The sequence below is a fragment of the Acidimicrobiales bacterium genome (assembly GCA_036399815.1).
In the GTDB taxonomy this organism is placed as follows: Bacteria; Actinomycetota; Acidimicrobiia; order Acidimicrobiales; family DASWMK01; genus DASWMK01.
Genome location: DASWMK010000185.1, coordinates 41,762 through 67,447, shown reverse-complemented (window position 1 = coordinate 67,447; position 25,686 = coordinate 41,762). Strand labels below are relative to the sequence as shown.

The 25,686-nt window shown below is 73.4% G+C and carries 25 protein-coding genes; 16 read left to right on the top strand and 9 right to left on the bottom strand.

What is annotated here, in order from left to right:
* Both VGB14_14080 and VGB14_14075 read right to left on the bottom strand, forming a co-directional pair.
* Window positions 1–367, bottom strand: a 367-nt coding sequence (locus tag VGB14_14080; protein ID HEX9994051.1) for a CHRD domain-containing protein, incomplete at its 3' end; no start/stop codon positions are given.
* A 53-nt stretch (window positions 368–420) separates the two neighbouring features.
* Window positions 421–1,128: a sugar transferase gene (locus VGB14_14075; protein HEX9994050.1), complete on the bottom strand. Its 708-nt coding sequence runs from the start codon at window positions 1,126–1,128 to the stop codon at window positions 421–423.
* A 67-nt stretch (window positions 1,129–1,195) separates the two neighbouring features.
* Here VGB14_14075 and VGB14_14070 point away from each other — a divergent pair, with 67 nt between their 5' ends.
* On the top strand, window positions 1,196–2,290 hold the full coding sequence (locus VGB14_14070; GenBank protein HEX9994049.1) for a glycosyltransferase: 1,095 nt from the start codon (window positions 1,196–1,198) through the stop codon (window positions 2,288–2,290).
* A gap of 27 nt (window positions 2,291–2,317) precedes the next feature.
* Here the strand turns inward: VGB14_14070 and VGB14_14065 are convergent, their stop codons facing one another.
* Window positions 2,318–3,436 (bottom strand): hypothetical protein, encoded by a 1,119-nt coding sequence (locus VGB14_14065; GenBank protein HEX9994048.1) that lies wholly within the window; start codon window positions 3,434–3,436, stop codon window positions 2,318–2,320.
* On the bottom strand, window positions 3,433–3,882 hold the full coding sequence (locus tag VGB14_14060; protein ID HEX9994047.1) for a sigma-70 family RNA polymerase sigma factor: 450 nt from the start codon (window positions 3,880–3,882) through the stop codon (window positions 3,433–3,435). The genes VGB14_14065 and VGB14_14060 overlap by 4 nt, the downstream gene beginning before the upstream one ends.
* Window positions 3,883–4,047: 165 nt before the next feature.
* Between VGB14_14060 and VGB14_14055 the strand changes: the two genes are divergently transcribed.
* A complete protein-coding gene (locus VGB14_14055) occupies window positions 4,048–6,651 on the top strand; it encodes a Calx-beta domain-containing protein (GenBank protein HEX9994046.1) in 2,604 nt (867 codons plus the stop codon).
* Window positions 6,652–6,662: 11 nt separating this feature from the next.
* On the opposite strand, the gene VGB14_14050 is transcribed toward VGB14_14055, so the two are convergent.
* A complete protein-coding gene (locus VGB14_14050; GenBank protein HEX9994045.1) occupies window positions 6,663–7,037 on the bottom strand; it encodes a hypothetical protein in 375 nt (124 codons plus the stop codon).
* A 443-nt stretch (window positions 7,038–7,480) separates the two neighbouring features.
* On the bottom strand, window positions 7,481–8,977 hold the full coding sequence (locus VGB14_14045; protein HEX9994044.1) for an NAD(P)/FAD-dependent oxidoreductase: 1,497 nt from the start codon (window positions 8,975–8,977) through the stop codon (window positions 7,481–7,483).
* Here VGB14_14045 and VGB14_14040 point away from each other — a divergent pair.
* Together VGB14_14040 and VGB14_14035 are read left to right on the top strand one after the other, a co-directional pair.
* Window positions 8,976–10,370: a cation:proton antiporter gene (locus VGB14_14040; GenBank protein ID HEX9994043.1), complete on the top strand. Its 1,395-nt coding sequence runs from the start codon at window positions 8,976–8,978 to the stop codon at window positions 10,368–10,370. The genes VGB14_14045 and VGB14_14040 overlap by 2 nt on opposite strands.
* A 52-nt stretch (window positions 10,371–10,422) precedes the next feature.
* Window positions 10,423–11,808, top strand: a complete 1,386-nt coding sequence (locus VGB14_14035; protein ID HEX9994042.1) for a tryptophan 7-halogenase — start codon at window positions 10,423–10,425, stop codon at window positions 11,806–11,808.
* A 75-nt stretch (window positions 11,809–11,883) separates the two neighbouring features.
* Here VGB14_14035 and VGB14_14030 read toward each other — a convergent pair whose 3' ends face one another.
* On the bottom strand, window positions 11,884–12,615 hold the full coding sequence (locus VGB14_14030; GenBank protein HEX9994041.1) for a phosphotransferase: 732 nt from the start codon (window positions 12,613–12,615) through the stop codon (window positions 11,884–11,886).
* Window positions 12,616–12,709: 94 nt separating this feature from the next.
* Between VGB14_14030 and VGB14_14025 the strand changes: the two genes are divergently transcribed.
* From VGB14_14025 to VGB14_14000, 6 genes are all read left to right on the top strand, one after another.
* Entirely contained in the window at window positions 12,710–13,462 is a 753-nt protein-coding gene (locus tag VGB14_14025) for an alpha/beta hydrolase (protein HEX9994040.1), read from the top strand.
* A gap of 98 nt (window positions 13,463–13,560) precedes the next feature.
* Window positions 13,561–14,928: a DUF1254 domain-containing protein gene (locus VGB14_14020; protein HEX9994039.1), complete on the top strand. Its 1,368-nt coding sequence runs from the start codon at window positions 13,561–13,563 to the stop codon at window positions 14,926–14,928.
* Window positions 14,925–15,587, top strand: coding sequence for a TetR family transcriptional regulator (locus VGB14_14015; protein HEX9994038.1), 663 nt, complete (start codon window positions 14,925–14,927; stop codon window positions 15,585–15,587). The genes VGB14_14020 and VGB14_14015 overlap by 4 nt, the downstream gene beginning before the upstream one ends.
* Window positions 15,584–16,921, top strand: a complete 1,338-nt coding sequence (locus tag VGB14_14010) for a DUF1254 domain-containing protein (GenBank protein ID HEX9994037.1) — start codon at window positions 15,584–15,586, stop codon at window positions 16,919–16,921. Before VGB14_14015 ends, VGB14_14010 begins: the two co-directional genes overlap by 4 nt.
* Window positions 16,922–16,971: 50 nt before the next feature.
* The gene (locus VGB14_14005) at window positions 16,972–17,307 is read left to right on the top strand and encodes a DUF202 domain-containing protein (GenBank protein ID HEX9994036.1); all 336 of its coding nucleotides are present in this window, start codon (window positions 16,972–16,974) and stop codon (window positions 17,305–17,307) included.
* Window positions 17,304–17,609, top strand: a complete 306-nt coding sequence (locus VGB14_14000; GenBank protein HEX9994035.1) for a DUF202 domain-containing protein — start codon at window positions 17,304–17,306, stop codon at window positions 17,607–17,609. The genes VGB14_14005 and VGB14_14000 overlap by 4 nt, the downstream gene beginning before the upstream one ends.
* Window positions 17,610–18,091: 482 nt before the next feature.
* Here VGB14_14000 and VGB14_13995 read toward each other — a convergent pair whose 3' ends face one another.
* Window positions 18,092–19,111: a 1-aminocyclopropane-1-carboxylate deaminase gene (locus tag VGB14_13995; protein HEX9994034.1), complete on the bottom strand. Its 1,020-nt coding sequence runs from the start codon at window positions 19,109–19,111 to the stop codon at window positions 18,092–18,094.
* A gap of 347 nt (window positions 19,112–19,458) precedes the next feature.
* On the opposite strand from VGB14_13995, the gene VGB14_13990 reads away from it, so the two are divergent.
* Window positions 19,459–20,022, top strand: coding sequence for a DinB family protein (locus VGB14_13990; GenBank protein HEX9994033.1), 564 nt, complete (start codon window positions 19,459–19,461; stop codon window positions 20,020–20,022).
* A gap of 81 nt (window positions 20,023–20,103) precedes the next feature.
* Here the strand turns inward: VGB14_13990 and VGB14_13985 are convergent, their stop codons facing one another.
* On the bottom strand, window positions 20,104–20,328 hold the full coding sequence (locus VGB14_13985; GenBank protein ID HEX9994032.1) for a hypothetical protein: 225 nt from the start codon (window positions 20,326–20,328) through the stop codon (window positions 20,104–20,106).
* A gap of 1,335 nt (window positions 20,329–21,663) precedes the next feature.
* Between VGB14_13985 and VGB14_13980 the strand changes: the two genes are divergently transcribed.
* The 5 genes from VGB14_13980 (at window position 21,664) to VGB14_13960 (ending at window position 25,584) form a co-directional block, all read left to right on the top strand.
* Window positions 21,664–22,038, top strand: coding sequence for a hypothetical protein (locus VGB14_13980; GenBank protein HEX9994031.1), 375 nt, complete (start codon window positions 21,664–21,666; stop codon window positions 22,036–22,038).
* Window positions 22,039–22,233: 195 nt separating this feature from the next.
* Window positions 22,234–22,866, top strand: coding sequence for an ATP-binding protein (locus VGB14_13975; protein HEX9994030.1), 633 nt, complete (start codon window positions 22,234–22,236; stop codon window positions 22,864–22,866).
* 171 nt (window positions 22,867–23,037) lie between these two features.
* Window positions 23,038–23,709, top strand: a complete 672-nt coding sequence (locus VGB14_13970; protein ID HEX9994029.1) for a GAF and ANTAR domain-containing protein — start codon at window positions 23,038–23,040, stop codon at window positions 23,707–23,709.
* Entirely contained in the window at window positions 23,706–24,428 is a 723-nt protein-coding gene (locus tag VGB14_13965) for a GAF and ANTAR domain-containing protein (protein ID HEX9994028.1), read from the top strand. Before VGB14_13970 ends, VGB14_13965 begins: the two co-directional genes overlap by 4 nt.
* A 343-nt stretch (window positions 24,429–24,771) precedes the next feature.
* Complete coding sequence (locus VGB14_13960) at window positions 24,772–25,584, top strand: GGDEF domain-containing protein (GenBank protein ID HEX9994027.1); 813 nt, start codon at window positions 24,772–24,774, stop codon at window positions 25,582–25,584.
* The last annotated feature ends 102 nt before the right edge of the window (window positions 25,585–25,686 follow it).

The following is a 25,686-nucleotide window of genomic DNA, read 5'->3' as shown; positions in this document are numbered from 1 at the left end:
GCGGGTTCCTGGCGATGTTCACCAGCGTGGCCCGCCCGGCGTGGACGCACCCGTCGAGGCCGTTCTCGGGGAGCTGGAGGTCGATCACGATCGGCCCGGACTCCTCGACCTGGCCGATGTGGATGTGGCCGCCGACGACCTCGGACAGGCCGATCAGGTCGAGCTGGTAGCAGAACAGCTCCTCGGCCACATTGACCTTCATCTGGGCGCGACCCCGGCCGTCCGGGTCACCGGGGCCGGGCACCTCACGGGCGCCGGTCATGTGGGCTCCGAGCCGGAGCGGCCCGTTGTCGCCGGCCGAGGCGGGCGAGACGAGCAGGACACCGGCGGTGGCGAAGACGGCGACGGCCGTCAGCAGCTTGTGCATGGCACAGGCATGCCCCCGGAACGCCCGCTCGACACGCGACCGCGCCGGCCCGGTCACACCGTGTCGCTCCGGCAGCAGGCCGGGAGCGTGCACAGGACGATCCAGAGGTCGCGCCACAGCCGGTACCGGCGCACGTAGTCGAGGTCGGCGTCGGCCATCGACTCGACGCTCTCGTACCTCGCCCGGTCGCTGACCTGCCAGGCGCCCGTCATCCCCGGCCGCATCTTCGCCCGCTCCCTGGCGATGGCCGGGAACGGGTCGAGCTGGCGGGTGACGAGCGGGCGGGGGCCGACCAGGCTCATCTCCCCCTTGAGCACGTTGAGGAGCTGGGGCAGCTCGTCGACGCTCGACCGCCGCAGGAGCCGGCCGATCCTCGTCACCCGGGGGTCGCCGGGCAGCTTGGTGAGCAGCCCGGCCCGCTCGCGGGCCTCGTACACCGACCGGTCGAGCACGGCGTCCTGGTCGACGACCATCGTGCGGAACTTGTAGATCGTGAACAGGCGCCCGTCCCGCCCGACCCGCTCCTGGCGGAACAGGACCGGCCCGGGGTCGGCGAGGCGGACGGCGGCGGCCGCCGCGACCGTCAGCGGCAGGGTGAGGACGAGGAGCAGGGCCGCCCCGAGGACGTCGACCACCCGCTTCACCGCGAGGCGCAGGCGGTGCGCGACGGCGGCGCGCGTGGCGCCCGACGCGACGACGTCGCGGACGTCGACGACGTCCACCATCGCGTCGCCGACGCGCAGTGCGAGCTCCCCCTCCAAGGTCCCCTCCCGATTACGGCCCTGACAGTCTCGTCAGGACGGTAGCAAACCTGCGCGACGATGGCCCGTGCCCACCGTCGCCATCGCCTGCGACCACCTGGTGCAGCGGGGCGGCGCCGAGCGCGTCGTCCTCGCCATGCTGCGCGCCTTCCCCGGCGCCCCGGTGTACACGTCGGTCCATCGGCCGGCGGCCACCTATCCGGAGTTCCGGGACGCCGACGTGCGCACGACGGCCCTCGACCGGGTCCCGCCCCTCCGGCGCTGGCACCGGCTGGCCTTCCCGCTGATGGCGCCGGCCTTCTCGGCCCTGCGCATCCCGGCCGACGTCGTGCTCGTCAGCAGCGCGGGCTGGGCCCACGGCGTGCGGACCGGCGGCGCCACCGTCTGCTACTGCCACTCGCCGGCCCGCTGGCTCTACCAGCCCGTCGACCGCTACACGGGCGGCGCCTCGGCGCAGGCGGCCGTCGTCGGCGCCATCCGCGGCCCCCTGCTGCGCTGGGACCGCCGGGCGGCCGAGCGGATGGACGTCATCCTCACCAACTCCACCACCTGCCAGCGCCGGATCCGCGAGGCCTACGACCGCGACGCCGTGCTGCTGCCCCCGCCGGTCACGATCGACCCCGGCGGCACGCAGGAGCCGGTCCCCGGCGTGGCGCCCGGCTACCTCCTCGCCGTCGGCCGCATGCTGCCCTACAAGAACGTGCACCAGGTCGTCGCCGCCTTCGCCGCGCTCCCCCACCTGCGCCTCGTCGTCGTCGGCCGCGGCCCCCTCCTCCGGCGCATCGAGGCCGTCCGCACGGCGAACGTGACGGTGCTGCCGGGCGCGCCGGACGCCCAGCTGCGCTGGCTCTACGCCAACGCCGCCGGCCACGTCACGGCGTCCTACGAGGACTTCGGCATGACGCCGGTCGAGGCCGCCGCCTTCGGCCGGCCGACCGCCGCGCTGCGCTTCGGCGGGTTCCTCGACACGATCGTCGAGGGCGAGACCGGCGTGCTGTTCGACGAGCCCGAGCCGGCCGCCATCGCCGCCGCCGTGGACCGGCTGACGGGCACGGCGTGGGACCCGGCCCGGCTGCGGGCGCACGCGGCGCGCTACGACCTCGACGCCTTCGTGGGGCGGCTGCGCGACGTGGTCGCCGCCGCCGCCGCCGGCCGGGCCTAGCACCCCCCGTCGGCGCCGTCACGGCCCTCAGGGCGCCCAGGATCGCGGCAGCACGGGCAGCGGCGCGACGCCGAGGTCGATGCGCTCGGCGAGGCCCGGCCCCCAGAACACGGCCACCTCGGAGGACCGCGGGCGGAGGTGCCGGGCGAGGAGCAGCCCGTGCCCGTCGGGCGACCAGGCGACGCCCTGCCAGCCGTCGATCGCCGCCACCCGGTCGCCGGTGGCCGGGTCGACCACCACGACCCACCCGCGCTGCGGCGACGAGGGGATGTACGGCTCGGCGAGGTCCTGGCTCACGGCGAGCAGCCCGGAGGCCCCCCACGACAGCTCGGGCTCGCCGACGACGAGGTTCCTGCGACCGTCGAGCGCGTCGGACAGGTCGTGCACGTGCTCGGTCCCGTCGCGGTCGACGACGAGGAGCGCCGGCTCGTTGAGGCAGCACGACTCGCGGTCGGCCAGCACCGCGAACGACCCGCCGGGGCCGGCGGCGACGGCGTGGGGCTGGAGGCCGTCGGGGATCGGGAGGTCCACGAGGCCACCGCCGTCGGGGTCGACCACGCCGACGCGGTAGAGGTCGGTGGCCCGGTCGATGGCGACCATCACCACCCGGCCGTCGGCCAGGAGGTCGGCCGACTGCACGGTCACCTTGCCGACGAAGAGCTCGTCGCCGGTCGCCGGGTCGACCACGACGGTGACGCCGCCGTCGTCGACGACGAGGTGGCGGCCGTCCGGCAGCGCGTCCGGCCCCTCGCGGCCGAACTCGGGCTCGGTCGTCCACCGGCCGTCCCGCCCGAGGAGCTCGAGGTCCTCGGGGTCGGCGACGTCGAAGCGGGCGGCGGCGGCGACGCAGTTCCCGACGCAGGGATTGGTGAGGACGGCGGCGGTCACCGTGCCGACGAGGGCGGGCGGCGCGGGCGGGAGCTCGGCGGTCACCCGCGCCCCGTCGTCGGGTCGGCGGGCGACGGCGACGGCGACGACCACGAGCACGGCCGCCGCCGCCGTGGCCACGAGGAGCGGCACCCGGCGGCGACGCCGGGCCCTCCCGGCCCGCTCGACGATCCGCTCCAGCGCGTCGGGCGCCGTCGTCGTGGTCGCGGCCAGGCCGGCCAGCTCGTCGTGGAGGCGGCGCTCGAGGTCGGTCGTCATCGCTCCACCTGCTCCCGCAGCCGGGCGAGGCCGCGGCTGACCAACGACTTCGCCGTGCCGGTGCGGCACCCGAGCGCCGCCGCGATCTCGTCCATCGTCCTGTCCTCGTAGAACCGCAGCACGAGCGCGGCGCGCTGGCGGAACGGCAGGGCGGCGAGGGCGTCGAGCAGGTCCGACGGCGCCCGGTCCACGGCGGCCGGCGGCGCGACGGCGCGGGCGGCGAACCGCCGCTCGACGGCCCGGCGCCGCTGCCAGGAGCGGCACCCGTTCACGACGCTGCGGCGGACGTACCCGCCGGGGTTGTCGAGCGTGTCGAACACGAGGTAGGCCCGGCCGAAGGCGTCCTGGGCGATCTCCTCGCCGACCTCGTTGGACCCGGTCAGCAGGTGCCCGAGCCGCACCATCGGGCCGTACGCGGTGGCGTAGAGGTCGACGAACGTCGTCACCGCCCTGCCGCCGCCCGCTCCGGAGTCCACCGCCGCCTGCACACCCCCATGACGCCGTCCGCGCGCACAAGGTTGCACCGGCGGGCAACGGGGAGGCCGCCCCCGCCCGAAACCCAGCAACTCGGTCATACTGCTCCGTACCGCGACCGGGGAAAGGGCGGCGGCATGCAACGACGGCTGGGTTGGGCGCGATGGCTGGTGCTGGTCGTCGTGGCCGGGACGGTGCCGCTGGTCGACGGCGCTCCGGCGGCGGCCGACCGCTACACCGAGCGGGTGAGCGTGGACCTGGCCGGCGGTGACGCCGACTCGGACGCGTACGCCCCCGACGTGTCCGGCGACGGGCGGTTCGTGGTGTTCGCGTCGGCGTCGTCGGACCTCGTTCCCGGCGACACCGGGGAGTCCGACGTGTTCCTCCGCGACCGGCTCCTCGGGACGACGACCCGGGTGAGCGTCGACACCGCCGGCGGCCAGGCGAACGGGGACAGCGACCGGCCGGCCATCAGCGGCGACGGGCGCCACGTCCTGTTCCAGTCGAGCGCGACGGACCTCGTCGCCGACCCGGCGCCGGAGGCCGCGCTGTACCTGCGCGACCTCGAGGCCGGGACGACCGAGGCGGTGTCGGTGCTGCCGGACGGCACGACGGTGTTCGGGAACGACGCCCGGCTGAGCGGCGACGGGCGGGTCGTGGCCTTCACCACGCAGGAGGAGTCGGGCGACGAGCTCCTCTGGCGCCGCGACCTGCGGACGGGCACGACGGAGCTGGTCGTGCGGTCCACCTGGTTCGACCTGGCCGTCGGTGGGATCGACGGGACCGGGTCGCTCGTCGGCTTCGCGGTCTCGGAGCGGCTGCACGTCTGGGACACCAACGACGAACGCGACTCGTACGTCTTCGACACCGCCACCCACACGTCGTTCCCGGTGAGCGTCGTCCGCGACGCCGAGGGCGTGCGAGCGGTCGGCGGCGACGCCCCGGCGCTGAGCGGCGACGGGACGGTGGCCGTGCTGACGAGCGCGGGCGTGATCGCCGACCCTCCCGGCGACGACGGCGCGGCCTACGACATGTTCGCCGTCGGCATCCGGTCCGGCACCGCCGTGCAGGTGACCGTGGACGCCCAGGGCCGGGACACGGCCTGGACCGGTCACTCGGCGAGCCTGCCGTCGGTCTCCGACGACGGGACCGTGGTCGCCCTCGCGACGCAGGACCCGATCTCGCCGGTCGACGAGTGCTGCGGCGTCGACGTCTACGTCAGGGACCTCCGGCGGTACCCGATGCTGTTCGCCAGCTCCGACCCGGACGGCGGGTCCTACGCCTCCGGCGGGTACGAGCCGGCGCTGAGCGGCGACGGTCGGGTCGTGGTGTTCGAGTCCAGCGAGCCGCTCGTCCCCGACGACGGGAACGGCCGATCCGACGTGTTCGCCACGCCGACGCGGCCCCGGGGCCGCTCGTTCCCCACGCTGTCGGTCGGCGGCGCGGCGGTGGACGAGGGCGACGAGCGCCGGGCCACCGTCGCCGTCCCGATCACGATGTCCCGGGCGGCCGAGGAGGACGTGGTCGTGCGGTGGTCGACGCAGGCCGGCTCGGCCGTCGCCCCCGAGGACTTCCGGTCGACGTCGGGGACGGTCACGATCCCCGCCGGGGAGCCCCAGGGCGAGCTGAGCGTCCCGGTGCTCGGCGACACGACCGCCGAGCCCGACGAGTTCCTCACGGTCCGGATCGACGGGGTCGCGGGCGCCGTCGTCGGCGTGGGCCAGGGCCGCGTCGACCTCCTCGACGACGACGGCGGCCCGCCGGTCGCCGCCTTCTCCGCCCCCGACGTGACCGTCCCCGAGGCCGCCCTCGGCGGCGGCCGGGTCGCGCTGCCCGTGCGCCTGTCCCGCCCCTCGCCGACCCCGGTGAGCGTCCCGTGGGAGGTCCGGCAAGCGGCGGTCCACGCCAGCCCGCGGTCGGGCACCGTGACGTTCCCGGCCGGGGCGACGTCCGCGACCGTCGGGATCTTCCTCGCGCCCTCCGACCTCGACCACGACGAAGCGCTGCCGATCGCGTTCGCGCCGCCGTCCGGGCTCGCCGTCTCGGACGGGCTCGCCACCGTCCACGTGGTCGCCGCGACCACCGGCGAGGACCGGCTCACGATCGCCGCCGGCGACGTCGCCGCCGACGAGGGCGACGTCGGCACCGGCCTGGTCGCCGTCCCCGTCGTGCTCTCGAGGCCGGCCCGCAGGGACGTCACCGTCACCTGGACGACCGTCGCGGGCACGGCGACCGCACCGGCCGACTACGTCGCCGCCGACGGGTCGCTCGTCATCCCGGCCGGGACGCGCACGGGCACCGTCGAGGTCACCGTGAACGGCGACGAGGAGGTCGACGGCGGCCGCTTCACCGTCCGGTTGACCGGCGCCTCGGCCGGCTCCGTCACCGACGCCGACGGGATCGTCGACCTCGTCGACGACGACGGCGACCGCCTCACCGTCGCCCTCGGGGACGTCACCGTGGTCGAGGGCGACGACGACTTCGTCCGGGCGCGGCTCACGATCACCGCCAGCCGACCGGTCGACTCGGCGCTCGAGGCCAGGGTCGAGAGCATCTTCGGCCCGGGCCCCCGGTCGTTCCGGTTCGAGCCCGGTGACCGCACCGCCTACATGGCCGTGGACATCGACCCGGACGAGCTCGCGGAGGACACGGTGTCGATCCCCGTCCGGGTCGTCGGGCCGGACTTCGTGGTCACCGACACCGAGTCGATCGTCACGATCGTCGACGACGACGGCCCGTGAGGGCCGTGCGGTCAGCCGGCGGCGGCGAGGAAGGCGTCGGGGTCGTCGAGGCTGACGAGGAGCGTCCTGAGCCTCACGGGGACGCCGATCACCCTGGCCCGCACCGGCGGGTCGACGTCGACGGCGACGATGCCGCGGACCGACCCGTTCACGAGCCAGCGACCGCGCCCCCCGTGCACGCCGACGCCCCACCACGTGTCGCGCCGGCGGGCGACGCCGGCGATCGAGGACCGGGGGACGGTCGCCCGGAACGCCCAGCCCATGCGCACCTCGAGCCCCGCAGGCCCGAGGTCCACGTGCGACCACCGCGGGCCCATGCCGATGGCGACGAGCAGCCACCGCCACACCCCGTAGCGGAAGGCGAAGCGCTGCCCCTGCGGCGTCATGGGGCCGACGGTGCCACGCGGCCGCCCTGCGGGCCAGTCGGGCGGCGACGGCGCAGGACGGCCGGGAAGGGCCTCGCGGTACGAGCCGGGGCGATGACGGGTGGGCAGCCGCCCCGCGTCGGCTGACGGCGAACCAGACCGAGCCGTGGCTGCTCGACCGCCACCTGGGCGGGCGTGGTGCCGCCGGTCGTCCGGTCGGCCGGGCCGTTCGCCGGCGCGGCGGACGAGGGCGCGCTGTGGTCCGCGCTCCTCGCCGTGGCCGCCCGCCACGCCGCCCTCCGCACGACCCTCGACGGCACCACCCGGCCGGGGCGACGGGTGCACGAGGGCCCGTCGGTCGAGCTCGCCGTCGCGGCCGCCGGGTGGCCGGGCGACCCGGTCCTCGCCCTGTGGGTGGCCCTCCGTTCCGTCCCCCCGTCGAGGGGTCGCGGGCGGCGCCGCGCTCAGATGCCGAGCGCCTCCCTGCGGGCCTCGTGCTCGGCCAGCTCGGGGTGGAACACGGGCTCGTGGGTGGGCGGGCACTCCGGCGTCTGGAACTCCTTGCGCTCCAGCACGTAGCGCTTGTAGCGGCGGAGGAGGACGGGGTCGGTCAGCTCGTCGACGAAGGACGAGTACCGGGCGTGGCTCTCGAAGAAGTCGCCGGCCAGCAGGTGGTGCTGGAGGGCCATGGCCTTCTCCTTCTCCTCGTGGAGGAGGTCGCTCGCCGCGCCGAGCTGGGCCCAGTTGATGGCGCCCGGGTCGTAGAAGTGGCGGATCAGCTTGTCGACCAGCTCGTAGGCGCCGACGATCGTGCCGTACACCTCCTCGAGCGCCTCGTCGCCGGCCTTGCGCCCGGTGTCGAGCCACTCGTGCACGGCGCCGGCCAGCAGCTTGGCGCTGTTCATGGCGAGGTAGACGCCGCTCGAGAAGATCGGGTCGATGAAGGCCGAGGCGTCGCCGACCAGCGCGAAGCGGTCGCCCCACTTCTCGGTGACGAAGTACGAGTAGTCGCCGTTGTGGACGACCGGCCAGAACTGCTCGGCGTTCCTCGTGATGTCGCGGATGAACGCCGACGCCATGATCTCCTGGCGGTAGAGCGCCTGCATCCAGTCCTCGACGCCCTCTGCCTTGAGCTTGGCCCGCTGCTCCCGGAAGTACGACGTGTTCATGACCGCGCCGCAGCTGACCCGGTCCCGCCCGAGCGGGATCACCCAGATCCAGCCCTTCTTCTCGCCGCCGGTGTAGAGGATCTGGAGCAGGCCGTCGCCCATGCCGGCCTGGTAGTCCATGCCCCGCCAGTGGCTGCCGAGGGCGGTGCGCTCCAGCTCCTTGTGGGCGATCTTGGTCTTCTGGCGGTTGGCGAGGAAGGTGTCCCGCCCGCTGGCGTCGATCACGAACCGGTGCCGCTCGCCGCCGGCGTCGACGGCCTCGACGACCACGGGGTCGTCGGGCCCCGAGCCGAAGTCGACCCGCTCGGCCCTCGTCTCCTGGTGGACCTCGGCCCCGAGCCGCTCGGCGTTCTCGAGCAGCAGCAGGTCGAACTCCGAGCGCAGCACGTGGAACGACAGGTAGGACGGGCCCTCGACCTTGACCCCGAAGCAGTAGGTCGTCTGGGTCGTGCCGTCGGCGTCGAGGAAGCGGACGCCCGGCTTGCGCACGTAGCGGCGCTTCATCTCGTCGAGGACGCCCAGCTCCTCGAACAGGTGGTAGCAGAACGGGAGCAGCGACTCGCCGACGTGGTCCCTCGGCATCCTGGCCCGCTCGAGCACGGTCACCCGGTGGCCGCGCATCGAGAGGTGGGCGGCGACGGTCGACCCGGCAGGGCCGCCGCCGATCACGACGACGTCGGAGCGTTCGGTCCGCATGATTCCGATCATCGCGCGGGCGGTACCACGCACGGTGCGGCCCCGCCCTGTACCGTCTCGCCCTGCCACGCCGTGGACAAGGGGAGGGGACGCCATGCGGCCGGTGGTTGCACTGCTCACGCCCCAGCAGGTGCTGGGGTTCGTGCTGCTCGACGTGCTGGTCATCCTGGTCGTCGCCCGCTCGCTCGGCGCGCTGGCCCGGCGCCTCGGCCAGCCGACGGTCGTCGGCGAGATCGTGGCCGGCGTGCTCCTCGGGCCCACCCTGCTCGGGCCGACCCTGTTCGTGTGGGGCAGCCCGCCGGGGCCGCTGCACTGCGACGCCTCGCTCGAGGGCAGCGAGGTCGTCGCCAGCATCGGGAACTGCCTGTTCCCGCCCCAGGCCAAGTCCGTCCTCGGCGTGATCGGCCAGGTGGCCCTGATCCTCTACATGTTCCTCGTCGGGGCCGAGGTCCGCCACGACATGCTGAAGGGGAAGGGCAGGGCGATCGGCCTGGTCGCCTTCGGGGTCATCGCCGTGCCCGTCGCGCTCGGGTTCGTGCTCGGGCCGGTGCTCTACGACGCCAAGTGGGTGGCCGGCTTCGGCGGCGACGCCCAGCCGTCGCAGACGGCGTTCTCGCTGATGGTCGGCGCCATCCTCTCGGTCACGGCGTTCCCGGTGATGGCCCACATCCTCCAGGAGAAGAAGCTGAGCACGAGCCCGATGGGCTCGGTCGGGATCGCCTCGACCGCCGCCCTCAGCGTGCTGATGTTCCTGACGGTCGCCGTCGCCTCCTCGATCGCGAGGGACGCCAGCGCCGGCTCGATCGCCACCACGCTCGTCGTCGCCGCCGTGTACCTCGCGGTGGTCTTCTTCGTCGTCCGGCCCGCGCTCGCCCCGCTCGGGCGGCGCATCGAGGCGGCCGGGCGGGTGGACGAGACGGCGTTCGGGATCATCTTCGTCCTCGTGTTCGCCTCGGCCTACGCCGCCGACCGCATCGGGATCAACGTCATCCCCGGCGCGTTCCTCATCGGGGTCGTCCTGCCGGCCCGGTCGATCACGTTCCCCCAGCTCCGCGAGAAGCTGCGGGACCTGACCCTCGTCGTCCTCCTGCCCGTGTTCCTCGCCTTCTCGGGCCTCAACACCGACTTCACGAAGCTCGGCATCTCCTACGTCGTCGGCATCACGCTGTTCCTCGTGGCCGGGATCGCCGGGAAGTGGCTGGCCGGCGCCGGCTTCGCCCGGCTCGGCGGCCTGTCGTGGGCCGAGGGCAACGTCATCGGCGTGCTCATGAACTGCCGGGGCCTGCTCGTGCTCGTCGTCGCCCTCATCGCCCTCCAGGACGGGGTGATCTCGGGCGGCCTCCAGGTCGCGGCGGTGCTCATGGCCCTGATCACCACGATGATGACCGGCCCGCTGTTCGACCGGTTCTCGGCGTCGCTCCCAGGGGCGGCGGCCGGCCCGACGGTCGCCGAGGCCGACGTGCGACCGGCGGGCGCGGCAGTCCCTTAACCATCCGTTATCGTTCCGCGGGCGAGCGCTCACGGGAGGGGATGGCTCCGGGATGGACACGACCACGGCCGACGTGCTGATCGTCGGCGGAGGACCGGCAGGCGCCAGCGCGGCCCTGCGGCTGCTCGACCGCGGCGTGCGCCCGGTGATCGTCGAGCGGGAGCGGTTCCCCCGCTTCCACATCGGCGAGTCGATGACCGGCGAGTGCGGCGCGCTCGTGCGGGAGCTGGGCTTCGGGGACCGCATGGTCGCCGCCGGCCATCCGGTCAAGCACGGCGTCGTCGTCTACGGCCACCGGGGCCAGCCGGACTGGTGGCTCCCGGTCATGCGCCGGTCCGCGGAGGACGGCCAGCTCCACGACCAGACGACCTGGCAGGTCCGCCGGTCGGTGTTCGACGACATGCTCCTGCGGGAGGCGGTCGAGCGCGGGGCGACCGTCGTCGAGGGCAGGGCCGCCGAGCCCATCGTCGAGGACGGCGTCGTGAAGGGCGCCGTCGTGCGGACGCCGGCCGGCGAGGTCGCGGTCGAGGCCCCGCTCACCTTCGACTGCTCCGGCCAGGCGACGTTCCTCGCCAACCGGCGGGCGACCGGGCCCAAGTACGTCGGCGCTTACGACAAGCAGATCGCCCTGTTCGGCCACGTGGCCGACTTCGACGGCGGCGACGACAGCGACCGCCAGAACGCCAGCGGCAACACCCACATCTTCTACACGAGCAAGTACCGGTGGGCGTGGGCCATCCCGATCGACGACGAGATGACGAGCATCGGGATCGTCGTGCCGGCCCAGGAGCTGCGCGACAGCGGCGAGACGCCGAGCGATTTCGTCCGGCGCCAGATCCGCGACCTCAACCCCGGCCTGTCCGAGCGGGCCGCCAGCGTCGAGCTCGCCGAGCCGGCCCACGTCGTGCCCAACTACTCGTTCCAGGTCCGGCGCTTCGCCGGTCCCGGCTACGTCTGCGTCGGCGACAGCCACCGCTTCATCGACCCGATCTTCTCGTTCGGGCTCTACATCGCCCTGCGCGAGTCCAAGATGGCCGTCGAGGCCGGGCTGGCCTGGCTCGAGGCGGGCGCGCCCGCCGGGCGGGACTGCTTCGCCGACCACATGATCGAGGTCGAGGAGGCGCTCGACGTCCTCGAGGACACCATCGACGTGTTCTGGGAGAACCCGCTCGCCTTCTCGGTGTTCGCCTACGAGCGCTACCGCTCGCCGATCATCGACATCTTCGCCGGCAGGATCTACCGGGGCATGCCGACCGACCGGGTCGACGTCGCCCTCGCCGCCTTCCGCAGGCTCCTGAAGCGCGAGCGCACCTACGACGCGGACGGGCTGTACTCCGTGCCCATCGGCTCCCGCTTCCGCCCCGACCGGGCGCCCCTGTGGAACAGCGAGCTCGACGACGTCGAGACCACCGAGCGCTGGATGCGCGAGACCGGCTGACCGCCCGCCCCCGCTCGTCAGCCGGGCCCTTCGGCATGACGACGGCGAAGGGCTCCTGCGACCGCGGTCGGCTCGTCAGACCGGTCGGACCTCGGCGAGCCGCGCCACGGCGAACTCGTCGTCCCAGCAGACGGCGGCCTCCCACGCGGCCGACGCCTGCGCAGCGACGTCGTACGCGTCGTCGTCGAGGCCGGCGGCGTTGTGGGGCAGCGCCAGGTCGAGCTCCGGGGCGTCCACGTGGGACTCGTCCCAGTCGATCAGCCCGACCCGGTCCCTGGTGATCCGGATGTTGCCGGGATTGGGGTCGCCGTGGACCACGCACGTCGCCCGTCCGGCGAGCCGCGCCCAGGCTGCCCGGCATCGGGCGACGCCGTCGGCCGGCATCGCCCCGAGGTCGACCTTCGTGCCCGTGTCGGCATGGAGGAGGTCGGTCGACGACCGCCAGCCCGGGCGCTGTGGCCAGCCCAGCGTCAGCCGGTGCAGCCGGCGGAGCGTGTCGGCGACCCGCCGCCAGTCGGCCGCCGTCTCGGGCGGCCCGCCCTCCACGTAGGTCATCACCACCAGACCGTCGGCGAAGTGCCGGCCGGCGACCGTCGGGATCGGCACCGGCACGGTCATCCCCTCGCGGTCGAGGTGGCGCAGCAGCCCGGTCTCCCACGCGAGGTCGGCGTCGCTGCGGCGGCCGAGGCGACCGACGGCGAGCCGCCCGCCGACCCGCACGCTCCACACCTCGTTGGCGACTCCCCCGGCGAGCGGCTCGATGCGAGCGACGTCGTCACCCCACTGCTCGAGCGCCTCCCACCTCACCGCCCCATCGTCGCGGAGTTCCCGGCCGTGGCGAGCAGGTCGACGCCCGCGCGCCCGGCCGATGAGCCCGCCCGGCCCGCACCGTCGCAACGGCATGCCTCGCGAAGAGATCGACGGCGTCCCCGTCTGGTTCGAGGAACACGGCGACCCCCACGGCCAGCCGCTCGTCGCCCTCCACGGCGGCATCCTCACGTTCCAGGCCACCTTCGGCGACGTCCTCCCCTGGCTCACCGAAGGGCGCCGGGTGATCGGCGTGGAGCTGCAGGGCCACGGCCACACGCCCGACACCGGCCGGGCCATGTCGATCGACCGCTTCGCCGACGACGTCGCCGAGCTGGTCGACCGCGTCGCCGGCGGAGGGCCGGTCGACGTCTGGGGGTTCAGCCTCGGCGCCCTGACTGCCACCAGCCTCGCCCTCCGCCACCCGGCCAAGGTGCGCCGCCTCGTCCTCGCCGCCTCGCACATCCGCCCCGACGGCTACCACCCCGAGATCACCGCCCCCGAGCAGGACGACCCTCGCCTGCCGACCCAGGACGAGTTCGCCGCCTGGCAGGCTTCCTACCGGGCAGTGGCCCCCGACCCGGACGGCTTCTTCCCGTTCCTCGAGCGCCTGCAGCCCGTCGTCCACGACTTCGCCGGCTGGACGGCGGACGACATCCGGCGCATCACCGCCCCCACGTTCCTCGTCGTCGGCGACCGCGACTTCGTCCGCCTCGACCACGCCGCCGAGATGCTCGACCTCTTCCCCGACTGCCGGCTCGCCGTCCTCCCGGCGACCAGGCACACCGAGGTCATGCGGCGCGCGGCCGCGCTGCGCGCCCTCGTCCAACCGTTCCTCACCCCATGACGTGACGACGCGGCGGCTCTCGGTCGATCCGTGGGGGCGTCCGAATTCCTCATGATCAATCGTTGACACACGCTAAGACAGGTGCCTCAAATGGGCTCGTGCCCGCGATCCCCTCCGCACCGCTCCGCTCGTACGACCTGCTCGCCGTCGACCAGCTCGAGCTCCCCACGACGGCCGACATCCTGCCGCCCGATCCCGGCGACCGGCGGGAGTACGCCCGCATGCTGGCCATGGACGCGACGATCTACGGGCTGCCGTCGGCGTTCGAGTACGCGCAGCTCTACGAGCAGGCCGTCGATGGCGCCAGCGACCTGTACACCGGGTTCAACCGGTTCCTCCACCAGCGCGACCTCGCCACACCGTCGTTCACGGCGTTCAAGACGCCGAACGTCGACACCCTGTACTCGAACGCCTGGCTCGACCTGACCGGCGGCCCCGTCGAGGTCCGGGTCCCGCCGATGGAGGGGCGGTACTTCACGCTCCAGTTCGTCGACCTGTACGGCAACGCCACGAACCTCAGCTCCCGGACCGTGGGCGCCGAGGGCGGTCGCTTCGCCGTGACCACGACGACGTGGGACGGCCCGCTGCCGGACGGCCTCGTGCCCTTCCGCGTCGGCACGCCGTTCGTCTGGATCCTGATGCGGATCCTCGTGAAGGACGCGGGCGGCGACGTCGATGTCGTTCGCCGGCTCCAGGACGAGGTGCGCCTTTCGGGGACGGGCCCGTCGCCGGCGATCGACTTCCCGGCCGTGACGGCGAAGGAGGTCGAGACCGAGGCCGGGCCGTTCCTCGCCGCCCTCGACTGGACGCTCCGCCACAACGGCCGTCCGGCGCAGGAGGAGGCCTACGTCCACCGCTTCTCCGGCATCGGGCTCGGCGGTCGACGGCCGTTCTCGCTCGACGAGCTCGACCCGGCGGTGCGCGAGGGCGTGGTCGCCGGCTTCCGCGACGCCATGGCCGTCGTCGAGGGATCGCGTGCGCTGGTCGGCGAGCGGACCGCCACCGGCTGGCGGACCGGGACCGCCGGCGAGCTGGGGTTCAACTACCTCCACCGTGCGGTCCAGAACTTCGTGGGCACGGGCGGCAACGTGACGGCCGAGAAGAAGTTCTTCGTCGCCTTCGAGGGCGGCGACGGGGCGCCGCTCGACGGTCGGCGCGACCACCGGCTGAGGTTCGACGTGCTCCCTCCGGTCGACGGCGGTTGGTCGCTCACCGTCTACCCGACCGACACCGGGCTCCTCTACGACAACGAGATCGACCGCTACGCCATCGGGTCGACGACCGCCGGGCTCGTCACGACGGCGGACGGAGCGCTCGAGATCCTCCTGCAGCACCGGCGGCCTGCCGAGCCGTCGAACTGGCTCCCGGTGCCGGACGGTCCGTTCTACGTGGACCTCCGGATGTGGGAGCCGAGGGCCGAGGCCCGCGACGGCCGCTGGATCCCGCCCGCGATCGAGGCGCGGTGACCGCCGCCGCCGGCGATCTGGCGCCCGACGCCCGCGAGTCGCTCCTCCGCGCCGCCGAGAAGCTGTTCGCCGAGGTGGGGATCGGGGCGGCGTCCCTGCGGAGGATCAGCGTCGCCGCCGGGCAGCGGAACAACTCGGCCGCGCAGTACCACTTCGGGTCGAAGGCGGGGTTGGTGTCCGCCATCGTGCAGGCCCGTCTCGGGCCGATCAACGCCCGCCGGGCCGACCTCCTGGCCGCCGCCGACGCCGACGGCCGCGGCGACGACGTCGCCGCCCTCGTGGAGGCGCTGGTCGTCCCCCTCGTGGAGTTCACGATCGACCGGCCCGACGGCAGCTCCTACGCCCGGTTCCTGGCGGCCAGCTACGGCGACCCGCAGTGGTCGGAGGTCGCCCTCGAGAGCGAGCACGGGGGCGTGTTCCGCAAGTGGCGGCGCCGGCTCGAGGGGGCGCTCGCCCACCTGCCCCAGCCGCTCCGTCGCCTCCGGGTCGACCGGGCGGTCATCGGCGTGATCACCGACGTGGCGCGATGGGAGGGCGGGCGCCGCCGCCGCGGGGTGGGCCGCAGCGAGATGATCGCCGACCTCGTGGCGTGGACGTCCGCCGGGCTGCTCGCCGCGGCACCGGGTCGCGGTCCGGCCACGACGGGAGCGCCGGCGTGAGCGAGCTGCGCGGCATCGCCACCGACGTCTACGTGTGGGGGTCGGCACTGGTCGACGCCATGCGCCTCCGGCACAACGTGACGTCGCCCCGCGACCCGCTCGCCGCCCGCCCCCCCAGCTCGGCCGCCGCCGCGCTCGACAACGTCGGCCACCAGCGCCGGCTCTCCGACCCGGACCTCACCGTCGGCGTCGCCCCCAACGTCGACACGCTGTACTCGCTGGCGTGGCTCGACCTCGACGCCGGCCCGTTCGTGTTCGAGACGCCGGACTTCGGGGATCGCTACTACACGTTCCAGCTGGCGCACGCCAACACCGAGTGCGACCTCGCCCTCGGGCGGCGCACGCACGGGTCGCAGCTGCCGCCGCTCCTCATCCACGGGCCGGCGTACGACGGCCCGGTCCCCGACGACGTGGAGCCGATCCGGAGCCGGACGCGCTACTTCCTCGTCGCCGGTCGCGTCCTCGTCGAGCCCGGGGTCGACGGTGACGTCGAGCGGGTCCACGCGCTGCAGCGGCAGATGCGCCTCCGGCCCCTCGCCGAGCGGCGGCGGGCGGACGGGCTCAACGACATCCCGGCCCAACGCCCCTTCCCCACCGCCGACGACGTGGCCGACCCCGACCTCGTGTTCCTCGACCAGCTCGGAGCGGTCGTCGACGACGAGGTCTTCGAGCCCGCCGACGACGAGCTCCTGGCCAAGGCGGCCGTCCTCGGCGTGGTGCCCGGCAGGGGCTTCGACGCCTCGTCGCTCGGCGCCACGTCCCGCACGGAGGTCGTCGCCGGCCTGCGGGACGGCGACGCCCTGGTGGACGCGAAGATCGGCAGCCTCGGCCACAGCGCCAACGGATGGTCGACGAACCTGCTCGGCCCGCGGTTCGGTTCGGACCACCTGCTCCGCGCCGCCGTGGCCCGCAACCAGATCTACGTGCTGCCGGTCGAGGAGGCGCTGTACCCGGTGGCGCGGGTGGACGGCGGGGGGCTGCCGCTGGTCGGGTCGTCCGCCTATGCGCTGCGGTTCGACCGCCCGCCGCCCGTCGACGCCTTCTGGTCGCTCACGGTCTACGCCAAGCCGGGCCGCCTCGTCCGCAACCCGATCGACCGCTACGCCATCGGCGACCGGACGCCCGGCTTCCGCCAGGGTGACGGTCCCGTGGAGGTCCTCCTCCGGCAGGCGCCGCCGCCCGGTGCGACCGACCGGTGGCTACCGGTGCCGGCGGGCGAGTTCCACCTGATGCTGCGGCTCTACATCCCGCGCCCCGAGGCCATCGCCGGTACCTGGGTCCCGCCACCCGTCGAGCCCGTCGGCGGCGCCGGCGCGCCGCCACCGGGTCCGTGATCGTGAAGGCACGCGGCCATCAGGCTGTCACGTCGAGGTGGCGGCTCGACGTGGGCGACGCACCCGATCCGAGGTTCTCGTTCGCCAACGAGCGCACCTTCCTCGCCTGGTGCCGCACGGCCCTCGCCCTCATGACGGCCGGGCTCGCCATCGCGCAGCTGCTCCCGGCGTTCGGCGTCCCGGGCGACCGCCGCCTCATCGGCCTCCCGCTGATCGCCGGAGGGGCCGTGCTGTCCGCCGGCAGCTTCTTCCAGTGGGCCAGGAACGAGCGGGCCATGCGGCTGGGCCAGGACCTCCCCCGGTCGCTGCTGCTCCCGACGGTCGCGCTCGTGATCGCCGTCACCGCCGCGATCGCGCTCGTCCTGGTCGTCGTCGGCGAGCAGTGACCGACCCCGGCCGCGCCGCCGAGCGCACGGCGCTCGGGTGGCAGAGGAGCGGCCTCGGCATGGGCGTGGCGAGCGCCGCGCTGGCCCGTGCCGTCCCGGCGGCCGGGCCGACGATGCGCGTCGTCCTCGGCGCAGTTGCGTTCGGTGCGGCCACCGCCGCGTGGCTCGCCTTCCGCGCCTCGGCGCGCCGCCGGCTCGGAGCCCCCGGCCGGGCCGTCGCCACCCCCGCAGAGACCGCCCTGCTGGCCACCGCGATCACCCTCGTCGGCATCCTGTTCCTCGTCGCCGCGGCAGCAGGATGAGGCCGCGGTCGACGATCCGTACGAGGCGGCGACGGGAATGGAACGGGCGTACAGGGCTTCGCAAAATGGGAACGCGTCGTAGCCATCCGATGGATCGAGTCGCGACCCTCGCCTTCCGTCGGCGCAGGTCCACTCGGTTGCGGCGGAGACGAGAGCCCTCTTCATCGCATCCCGCTGTCCACGGCCAGATAGATGAGCGCGCCTCGACGCGGTCGATCGCCTGCTCGCCATCGACGCAGTCGGCCTTGTCGGGGCCGCAGCAGTTCCAGCGCGCCGCGATGGCGACGGGCCCCCAACCGCGCCCGTACGCCGCCGACAGCACCACCCGATCGGCGTGGTCAGACCCAGCGTGGGGCGGGATGCCGAGCGCCGGCGACGTCGCTCGCTGACGCGGCGTCGATCGCTTGCGCTCGCTCGCGGCGGAGAGCACCACGCACTCGCCGTCCCCGTCGTCGGCGCGTAGGACAGCGACCGTCTGGACGTCAGCCGAGACCGGGCACCGACGCGTAGGCGGACAGGGCCGGCTGGCCGCCGAGGTGGGCGTAGAGCACCCGTGAGCCGGCCGGGATCTCGCCGGAGCGGACCATGCCGACCAGCCCGGCCATCGACTTTCCCTCGTACACGGGGTCGGTCAGCATGCCCTCGGTGCGGGCGGCGAGGTGGATCGCTTCGATCGTCGAGTCGTCCGGGATGCCGTACACCGGGCCGGCGTAGCCGTCGACGACGGTGATCTCGTCGGCCCGCAGCGGGCGTCGGACACCGATCTTGTCCGCCGTGTCGTTGGCGATGCGCGTGACCTGGTCGACGGTCCGCTCGAGCGTCTTGGACGCGTCGATGCCGACGACCCGGCGGTCGTCGCGTCCCTCGAGAGCGAACCCGGCGATTATCCCGGCATGCGTCGACCCGGTCACGGTGCACACCACGACGTGGTCGAAGAAGACGTCCAGCTCGGCCTCCTGGGCAGCGACCTCCCGCGCCCAGTTGGCGAAACCGAGGCCGCCGAGCGGGTGGTCGGACGCGCCGGCCGGGATGGCGTAGGGCCGGCCGCCGGCGGCGGTCACCGACTCCAGCGCCGCCTTCCAACTGTCTCTCACGCCGATGTCGAAGCCGGCGTCGTCCATCCGGATGTCGCCGCCCATGATGCGGGTCAGCTGGAGGTTCCCGACGACGTCGTAGTTCGGGTCCGGCCAATCGACCCAACGCTCCTGGACGGTCACCGCCTTCAGGCCGAGGTGGCAGGCGACGCCGGTGACCTGGCGGGTGTGGTTGGACTGCACGCCGCCGATCGACACCAGCGTGTCGCATCCCTGGGCCAGAGCGTCGGCGACGAGGTACTCGAGCTTGCGGACCTTGTTGCCGCCGAAGGCGATGCCCGAGTTGCAGTCCTCCCGCTTGGCCCAGATCTCGACCCCGCCGCCGAGCGCCGCGCTGAGCCGCGGCAGCGGGTGGATCGGTGACGGGCCGAACAACAGCGGGACCCGAGCGAAGCCGTCCAGGCTCATCGCCGGAGTGTAAGCACCGCCGGCTCGGATCTTCCGGGGGCGAGGCGACGAACGCTAGTGTCAACGCCTCTGCCACCCCCCGCAGCCCCCCAAGCCCTCTTGCGCCGAGGAATCCGGCGGGAGACGTCGGCGATGAGGGGCCCGGTCTCCGCCGGCGCTCGGGTGGGCCGGCGTCGCACCTTCAGGAACTGACGTCCCGTCGCCGAGTACCGCCGTGTCGCCGCACACCGGGCTGTGCTCGACGGACATCCTCCGCGAAGCAACTCGCTGGTCGCCGAATCCCCGGCGCAACACACTGGCGGCGTGTCGCGCGGCGAAACGGGGCGCGTGGAGGAACGGAGTGAAGGATGAACGAAGCGCTGCTCTATCTCTCGCGCCACAACGCCTGGGCGTCGAAGGTGCTGCTCGCTACATGTCGGACGATCACGCCGGTCCAGCTGACGGCCCCGGCACCGGCCGCATACGGAAGCATCATCGAAACGTTCAACCACCTCGTCACCAGCGAGGGGGCCCACCTGTCGTCGCTCGGTGGACCAGTGACGACGTGGGTCGCAGCAGCACGACACGAGCGTGAGCAGCATCCCGAGCCGTGGACCATCGACGATGCACGCGAGCAGGTCGCGACCCTCGACGAGCTTTCGCTCCGCGTCGACGAGCTCGACCGCCTGTGGGAGTCGTTCTTCACCGCCGCGGAGTTCGACCCCGAGCGGACGGCCATCCTCGATCTCGGGACCTACGCGTGTCCTGCCGGCATCGTCATGGCCCAGTCGTTCCACCACGGGAGCGTCCATCGCGAGCAGATCTGCGCGACGCTCACGGCCCTCGGCGTCGATCCTCCCGACGTCCAGCCATGGGCCTTCGCCGACGCGACGGGTCGCAGCCGGCTCCTCGGTGGCCGGACGAGCTACTAGAGCCGACGCGCCAGCCGCCGCCCACGGGGCACTCGGTCGCCGACTCACACAGAGGCCCGCCGAACATCCGGTAGCCCGAGCTCACCGAGTCGGGATCGCCACCTCCCAACGGACGGCTCGGAGCGCCAGGGACGGCACGAGGGTCGGGCGGTGACGCGACATGGCGATGGCGTCGACCCATGCCGTCCAGAAGAACGTCAACGAGGCGCTGACGCCGGTGGCGTCGGCGACGTGGAGCCAGCCGAGCGGGATCGACAGGGCGTCGCCGGGCCCGAGGACGATGACGACGACGTCGGCGGGGTGCATCGCTCAACCCGAATCGAGCGGATGGATACTGCAACCCGCCCACACGATGAACGTCCCGCGCTCGACAAAGCGGGTCTCGTGGGCGAGGCGCTGCGGATCGCATCAGACCTCGACATTGGTCATGCGCACGTGCTGTGTCGCCCGCTCGGTTGGGCGGACCGATGGGATCACGACCGCCCCGCGCTCACGTCCGTCGCACCGTTCGCCGCTACCCCGACTGGTTCGACGACTACGGGTGGCTCCGACCGCCGAACCCGGCCCCCCGATCGGCACGTGCGGCTGGTCCCAGCGCGAGCGACGCGGGAGCGAAACAACGGTTTCTGGTGGTCGACCAGGGACTCTCACGGACACAGCGGGTCGACGAGTTCGTGCCGCTGACCTGCTGTTTTAGCAGGTCAGCGGGTCGAGGCGGCGACCGGAATCGAACCGGTGTACAGGGCTTTGCAGGCCCGTGCCTGTCACGACAAACGCCCTGGTCAACCGGTACGACGGTACTCCATCAGGCTTGACGCGGGAGCAGAACGGGAGCGCGCCAACGGAACGGAGCGCCATCGACGCGCGTGTGCACCGGGCTGGGATGGGACCGGCGGACTTGGTTGGGTCGTCGCCCACGCGCGGTCGCCGGGCGGCGCGGTCACGATCGGGTCAGCGGCGCGGGTCCGAAGCTGCGATCCAAGAGAGAGACGTGAACCGTGTATGCCACCGCGTCCATGCAGCCCGTCAACGATTCCAGCGTGTCGTCGTAGCTCACCGGCGGACGCCGCGCGCCGCCCGTTCACGCACCCCACCGGCAAAGCAGGCCGTCAGCGGTCCGTCCGGTGGCGTCGTGTCGTTTGCAGGCGTCCCCGGCCGCCTCGCCGGCCACTCGCCCGAGATCGGCCTGGCCGAGGCGTTCACGGCCGCGACGGCGCGCCGGGTCTCGGCGCTCGAGGAGGGCGGGGAGCGCGGCGGCGCTGCGGACGGCCGGCCGCCGGATGCACCCCCGCCGCCGCACGGGAATCGACACGGGGGTGCCGGTCAGGCCCACGAACCCGAGGTCGTCGACCGGTCCATGGGACAGTGGCGGGCCGCCTGGGCAGGCGGGTGGGGAGAGGTGATCGTGTCGCACTTCCGCCGTTGGTGGCCTGTGCCGGCGTTGCTGGCCGCCTCCCTCGTACTCCAGAAGGCCGCCTTCGAGAGCCGCTACGACGTGTCCGGCCACGCGGCCGAGCACCTCGGGGGCGCGAGCGTCGTGTTCCCGGCGTTCGCGCTCGTCGCGTACTGCTGTACGTATCAGCGCCGGCGCGCCGGCAGCTGCCCGTGCTCGCCAGCAGTGCAGCCTGGCTGGCCACGACCGTGCTCGTCCTCGTGGGCAACGTCCGGGTCGTCGACGCCCTCATCCGTGCCGGCATGGCCGACACGCCGACGTCGGCCGTCCGGGCGAGCGTCAGCGTCGAGTCCGCTCACGACCTCGCCAACCTCGCGCCATGGCTCGGCGTCCTCGCCGCTCTGGCGACAACCGCTGCGCTGTGGCGGGGTCGGCACGTCACAACCCGGGTGGCGATCGCCGCCGCTGCCCTCAGCGTGGTCTTCCCACCGTGGATCGCGCCGGGTGGCGGGGTGGTCGTGCTCGTCGTGGCCCGGTGCACCGCGTTCCACGCCCTCTCCCGAACCGGATCGAGTCGTCGGCCGGCGTCTCGACGGCCGCCTGACCGGCACGCAGAAGCGTGACTCGCCGGGGACGCCGCCGGGATGGCGCAGACGGCGACGCACGCTCCGCCCAACCCTCTCCCTGTCGCAACCGTCCGAGCGCGACCTCGAGCCTCGGACACACCGACGGCGACGGCCGCACGGGCGCGCTCGGCCGACCGGTACCGAGCGTGGCGGGCGGGGTAGGGTCTCAGCGAGCTCGCTCCAGACCCCGGCATGGCTCGCAGATCGACCACGGGCGATAACAGGCGAGGCTCGAATGACGCACAAGCTGTGACGACGGCGCGCCGATCGGTCGCTGCCCGCCTGCTGGGCCGACCGCCGGATGCTGCTCGGTCGGGGAGGCCGGACGGGGCCCGCGGCCCGAGGTGCTCGGGCACCCACCACCACCCCGAGCCGAGCGTGCACTCGGGTCCGGCCCGGTTCTACCTCCGACGGAGCTGTCGTACTGCCGCTGTCCCGGAGGCCAGGGTGGCGGTCGTCGCCTGGCTCGGCTCGACGTTGGACGAGGCTGTGCGGCTGCCCCTCGAGCTGGTGGTGACGGAGATGGTCACCAACGCCGTACTCCATGCCGGCGGCGATTTCGAGCTCGTCGTCGAGCGGTCGCACGGCGCGATCACGATCGACGTGATGGACGCCTCCGGGGCCCCGCCCGTCGTGGAGCACGCTGCGGGGCTCGGCGAGACGGGGCGCGGTCTGTACCTCGTCGCTGCGCTCGCCGACGATTGGGGCTACCAGATGCACCCCACGGGGAAGACTGTCTGGGCGCAGTTCCAGCTGCCAGGCGAGGCGCGGCGGGCCCGATGGGCAAGCTCAATAGGGCGCACGCTCCGCCGCTTCCCTCGCTGAACGACGTCAGGACATTCCCCTGCGCCGAGCAGCGCTCCCGTGCGTCGGCCCAGACCTCGGCGTCGCCGAGTGACGATGCGTCTGCCACCGGCGTACGCTGCGGAGCGAGAACGTACCCGCGCCGCCGGCACGAGAGGGTCTGTTGTGCTCCATGACCGCAACGCTCGTCTCGTGACGGCCATCGACCGGCTCGACGGCGACCGGCCTTTCCACGTTCGGCTGTGCGACACCGCCGTCGAGGTCGTCGACGTGACTGATGCGGCGCTCATCCTGATGTCGGACCGAGAGGTCGGGACCGTGGTCGCAGCCTCGGGCCCGGGGGTGACGAGGATCGAGGACCTCCAGTTCGCGCTGGGCGAGGGGCCGTGCCTGGAGGCGTACCACGCTGGGACGCCGATCCTCGAGGGCGACCTCCGGGGTGTGGGGGCGGCCCGGTGGCCGATGTTCACAGCGGCGGCCCTCGCGGTCGGCGCCGAGGCCGTGTTCGGCGTCCCGTTGGTCGTGGGGGCGATCCGCTGCGGCGTCCTGTACCTGTGCAGGGGGCGGCCGGGCGCACTGACTGACGAGCAGCTGGCCGACGCCATCGCGCTGGCCGCCATCGGGACCACGACCGTCCTCGACCTGCACTCGGCGGCCGCCGTGGCCGTCCTCGGCGCCACGGTCGACGGCGTCTGGCATCACCGAGCCGTCGTCCACCAGGCGACCGGGATGGTGTCCGTCCAGCTCGGCGCCAGTCTCGCCGAGGCGTTGGCCCGCATTCGCGCCACGGCGTTCGCATCCGACCGGTCGATCTACGACGTCGCCGTCGACGTGGTCGCCGGACGGGAGCGGTTCCAGCAGTGAACGCCAGGGAGAAGCTCAGCCGTACGTTCGTCGAGCTGGCCGACACGCTCGTCCGGGACTTCGACGTCATCGACCTCCTCCACGTGCTCACCATCCGCTGCGTCGAGCTCGTCGACGTCGACGCCGCCGGTCTGCTGCTCATCGACGAGAGCGGCATGCTGCGGGTCGCGGCCTCCTCCGAGGAACGGATGCACCTGCTGGAGCTGTTCGAGCTCCAGCATCAGGAGGGGCCAGGCCTCGACTGCGTCATGAGCGGCGAACGCGTCGTCGGCGAGCGGCTGACGGCGACGGACCGCTGGCCCCGGTTCGCCTCCGAGGCCGTGAGCGCCGGCTTCAACTCCGTCGAAGCCATCCCTCTGCGCCTCAGGGACGACCTGATCGGCGCCCTCACGCTGTTCCGCCGGGAGCCCACGGCGCTCACCGATGCCGAATCGGCGATCTGCAGGGCGCTGGCCGACGTTGCCACGATCGGCCTGCTCCAGGCCCGAGCCGTGAGCCAGTTCCAGGCGGTCGCCCAGCAGCTCCACAGCGCCCTCAACAGCCGGGTCGCCATCGAGCAGGCGAAGGGCGTGCTGGCCGAGCGCGGAGGCATCGTGATGGACGACGGCTTCCACCTCATGCGCGAGTTCGCGCGCCGCCACAACCGTCGGTTGGTGGAGGTGGCAGAGAGCGTCATCGCCGGGCGCCTCCCGCTGTCAGATCTCCGAGCCCGCCCCTGACATGACGCCGGTCGCTCGGCACGGTGGCGGCGGGCTATCATGTGCACGAGCTGCGCTCCAGACCCCGGCACCGCTCGCGCCGAGTCGGTCGCGTCGAACGGAGGCCAGGTTGGAGGCGCAGGAGCGCGCTGCGGCCTACGCAGAGGACCTGGACGGGTATGACATCCTCCCGGTCGCCGTCGTGATCGCCGATCGCCGGTTGCGATCACTCCACGTGAACACCGCCTGGCGGACGTTGTTCGGCGAGGCCGGCGGGCTGGGCGGTCGGAGCTGGCTGGGACACTTCGACCTGCCATCGAGACGGCGCGTGGTGAGGTCGGCAGCCGGAGGGTCGACCGACACGATGGAGCTGCGGTACGGCCCGGGCGCCGACCGGTGGGTCGACGTCGCGGTGGCGGTGTCCAACCGCGCCTTCGGCAGCCGCGTTGCGGTCGTCGCCCGCGACGTGACCGAGCGCAAGCAGCGGGAGGCGGCCCTCAGCTTCGACGCCACCCACGACCCGCTCACGGGACTCCAGAACCGAGCGGCGCTCCTCGACAAGGCCGAGTGGGCGATCACCCGGCTCCGTCGCCGGCCATCCGTGCTGGCGGCCATGTTCATCGACCTCGACCACTTCAAGGACGTCAACGACCGGTACGGGCACCTGGTCGGCGACCGAGCCCTCGCCCTCGTCGCCACGCGCCTCGAGCGGGCCATCCGGCCGGCCGACGTGATCGGCCGCGTCGGTGGGGACGAGTTCGTCGTGCTCTGCGAGGACGTGAACGGCGCAGCCCAGGCCGACGCGCTGGCTCGTCGTCTCGCCGCGACGTTGGCGGCACCGCTCCGGGTGTCGGACGATCTCGAGCTCCGCATCGGCGCCACCGTCGGGGTGGCGGTGACCGCCCGGCCCGACGAGACGGCCATCGCGCTAATCGACCGGGCCGACCAGGCGATGTACCGGGCGAAGGGCAACCCGAGCCCGAACGGCGTCACACCGTCCCACCGCGACGGTCTGGCCGCCGCCGGCCACCACCTCGCGAGCTTCCGAGGAAGCCTCCACGACGAGTGGGCGCACTCGCTTCCCGTCGGCGACGCGGACGCGACGCGGCGATGGCTGGTCGCCGCTAGCTACGTCGGCCGGGCCGTCGCGGCGCTCCGCGACGACACCTCACCCTGAACCTGCATGACCTGCACCGGATCGGGCTGCCGTCCGGGCGGAACCGGATGGAGGACGGCGATGCGTGAGCGGGCGATATCCGCACGACGCGTTCTGTCACGT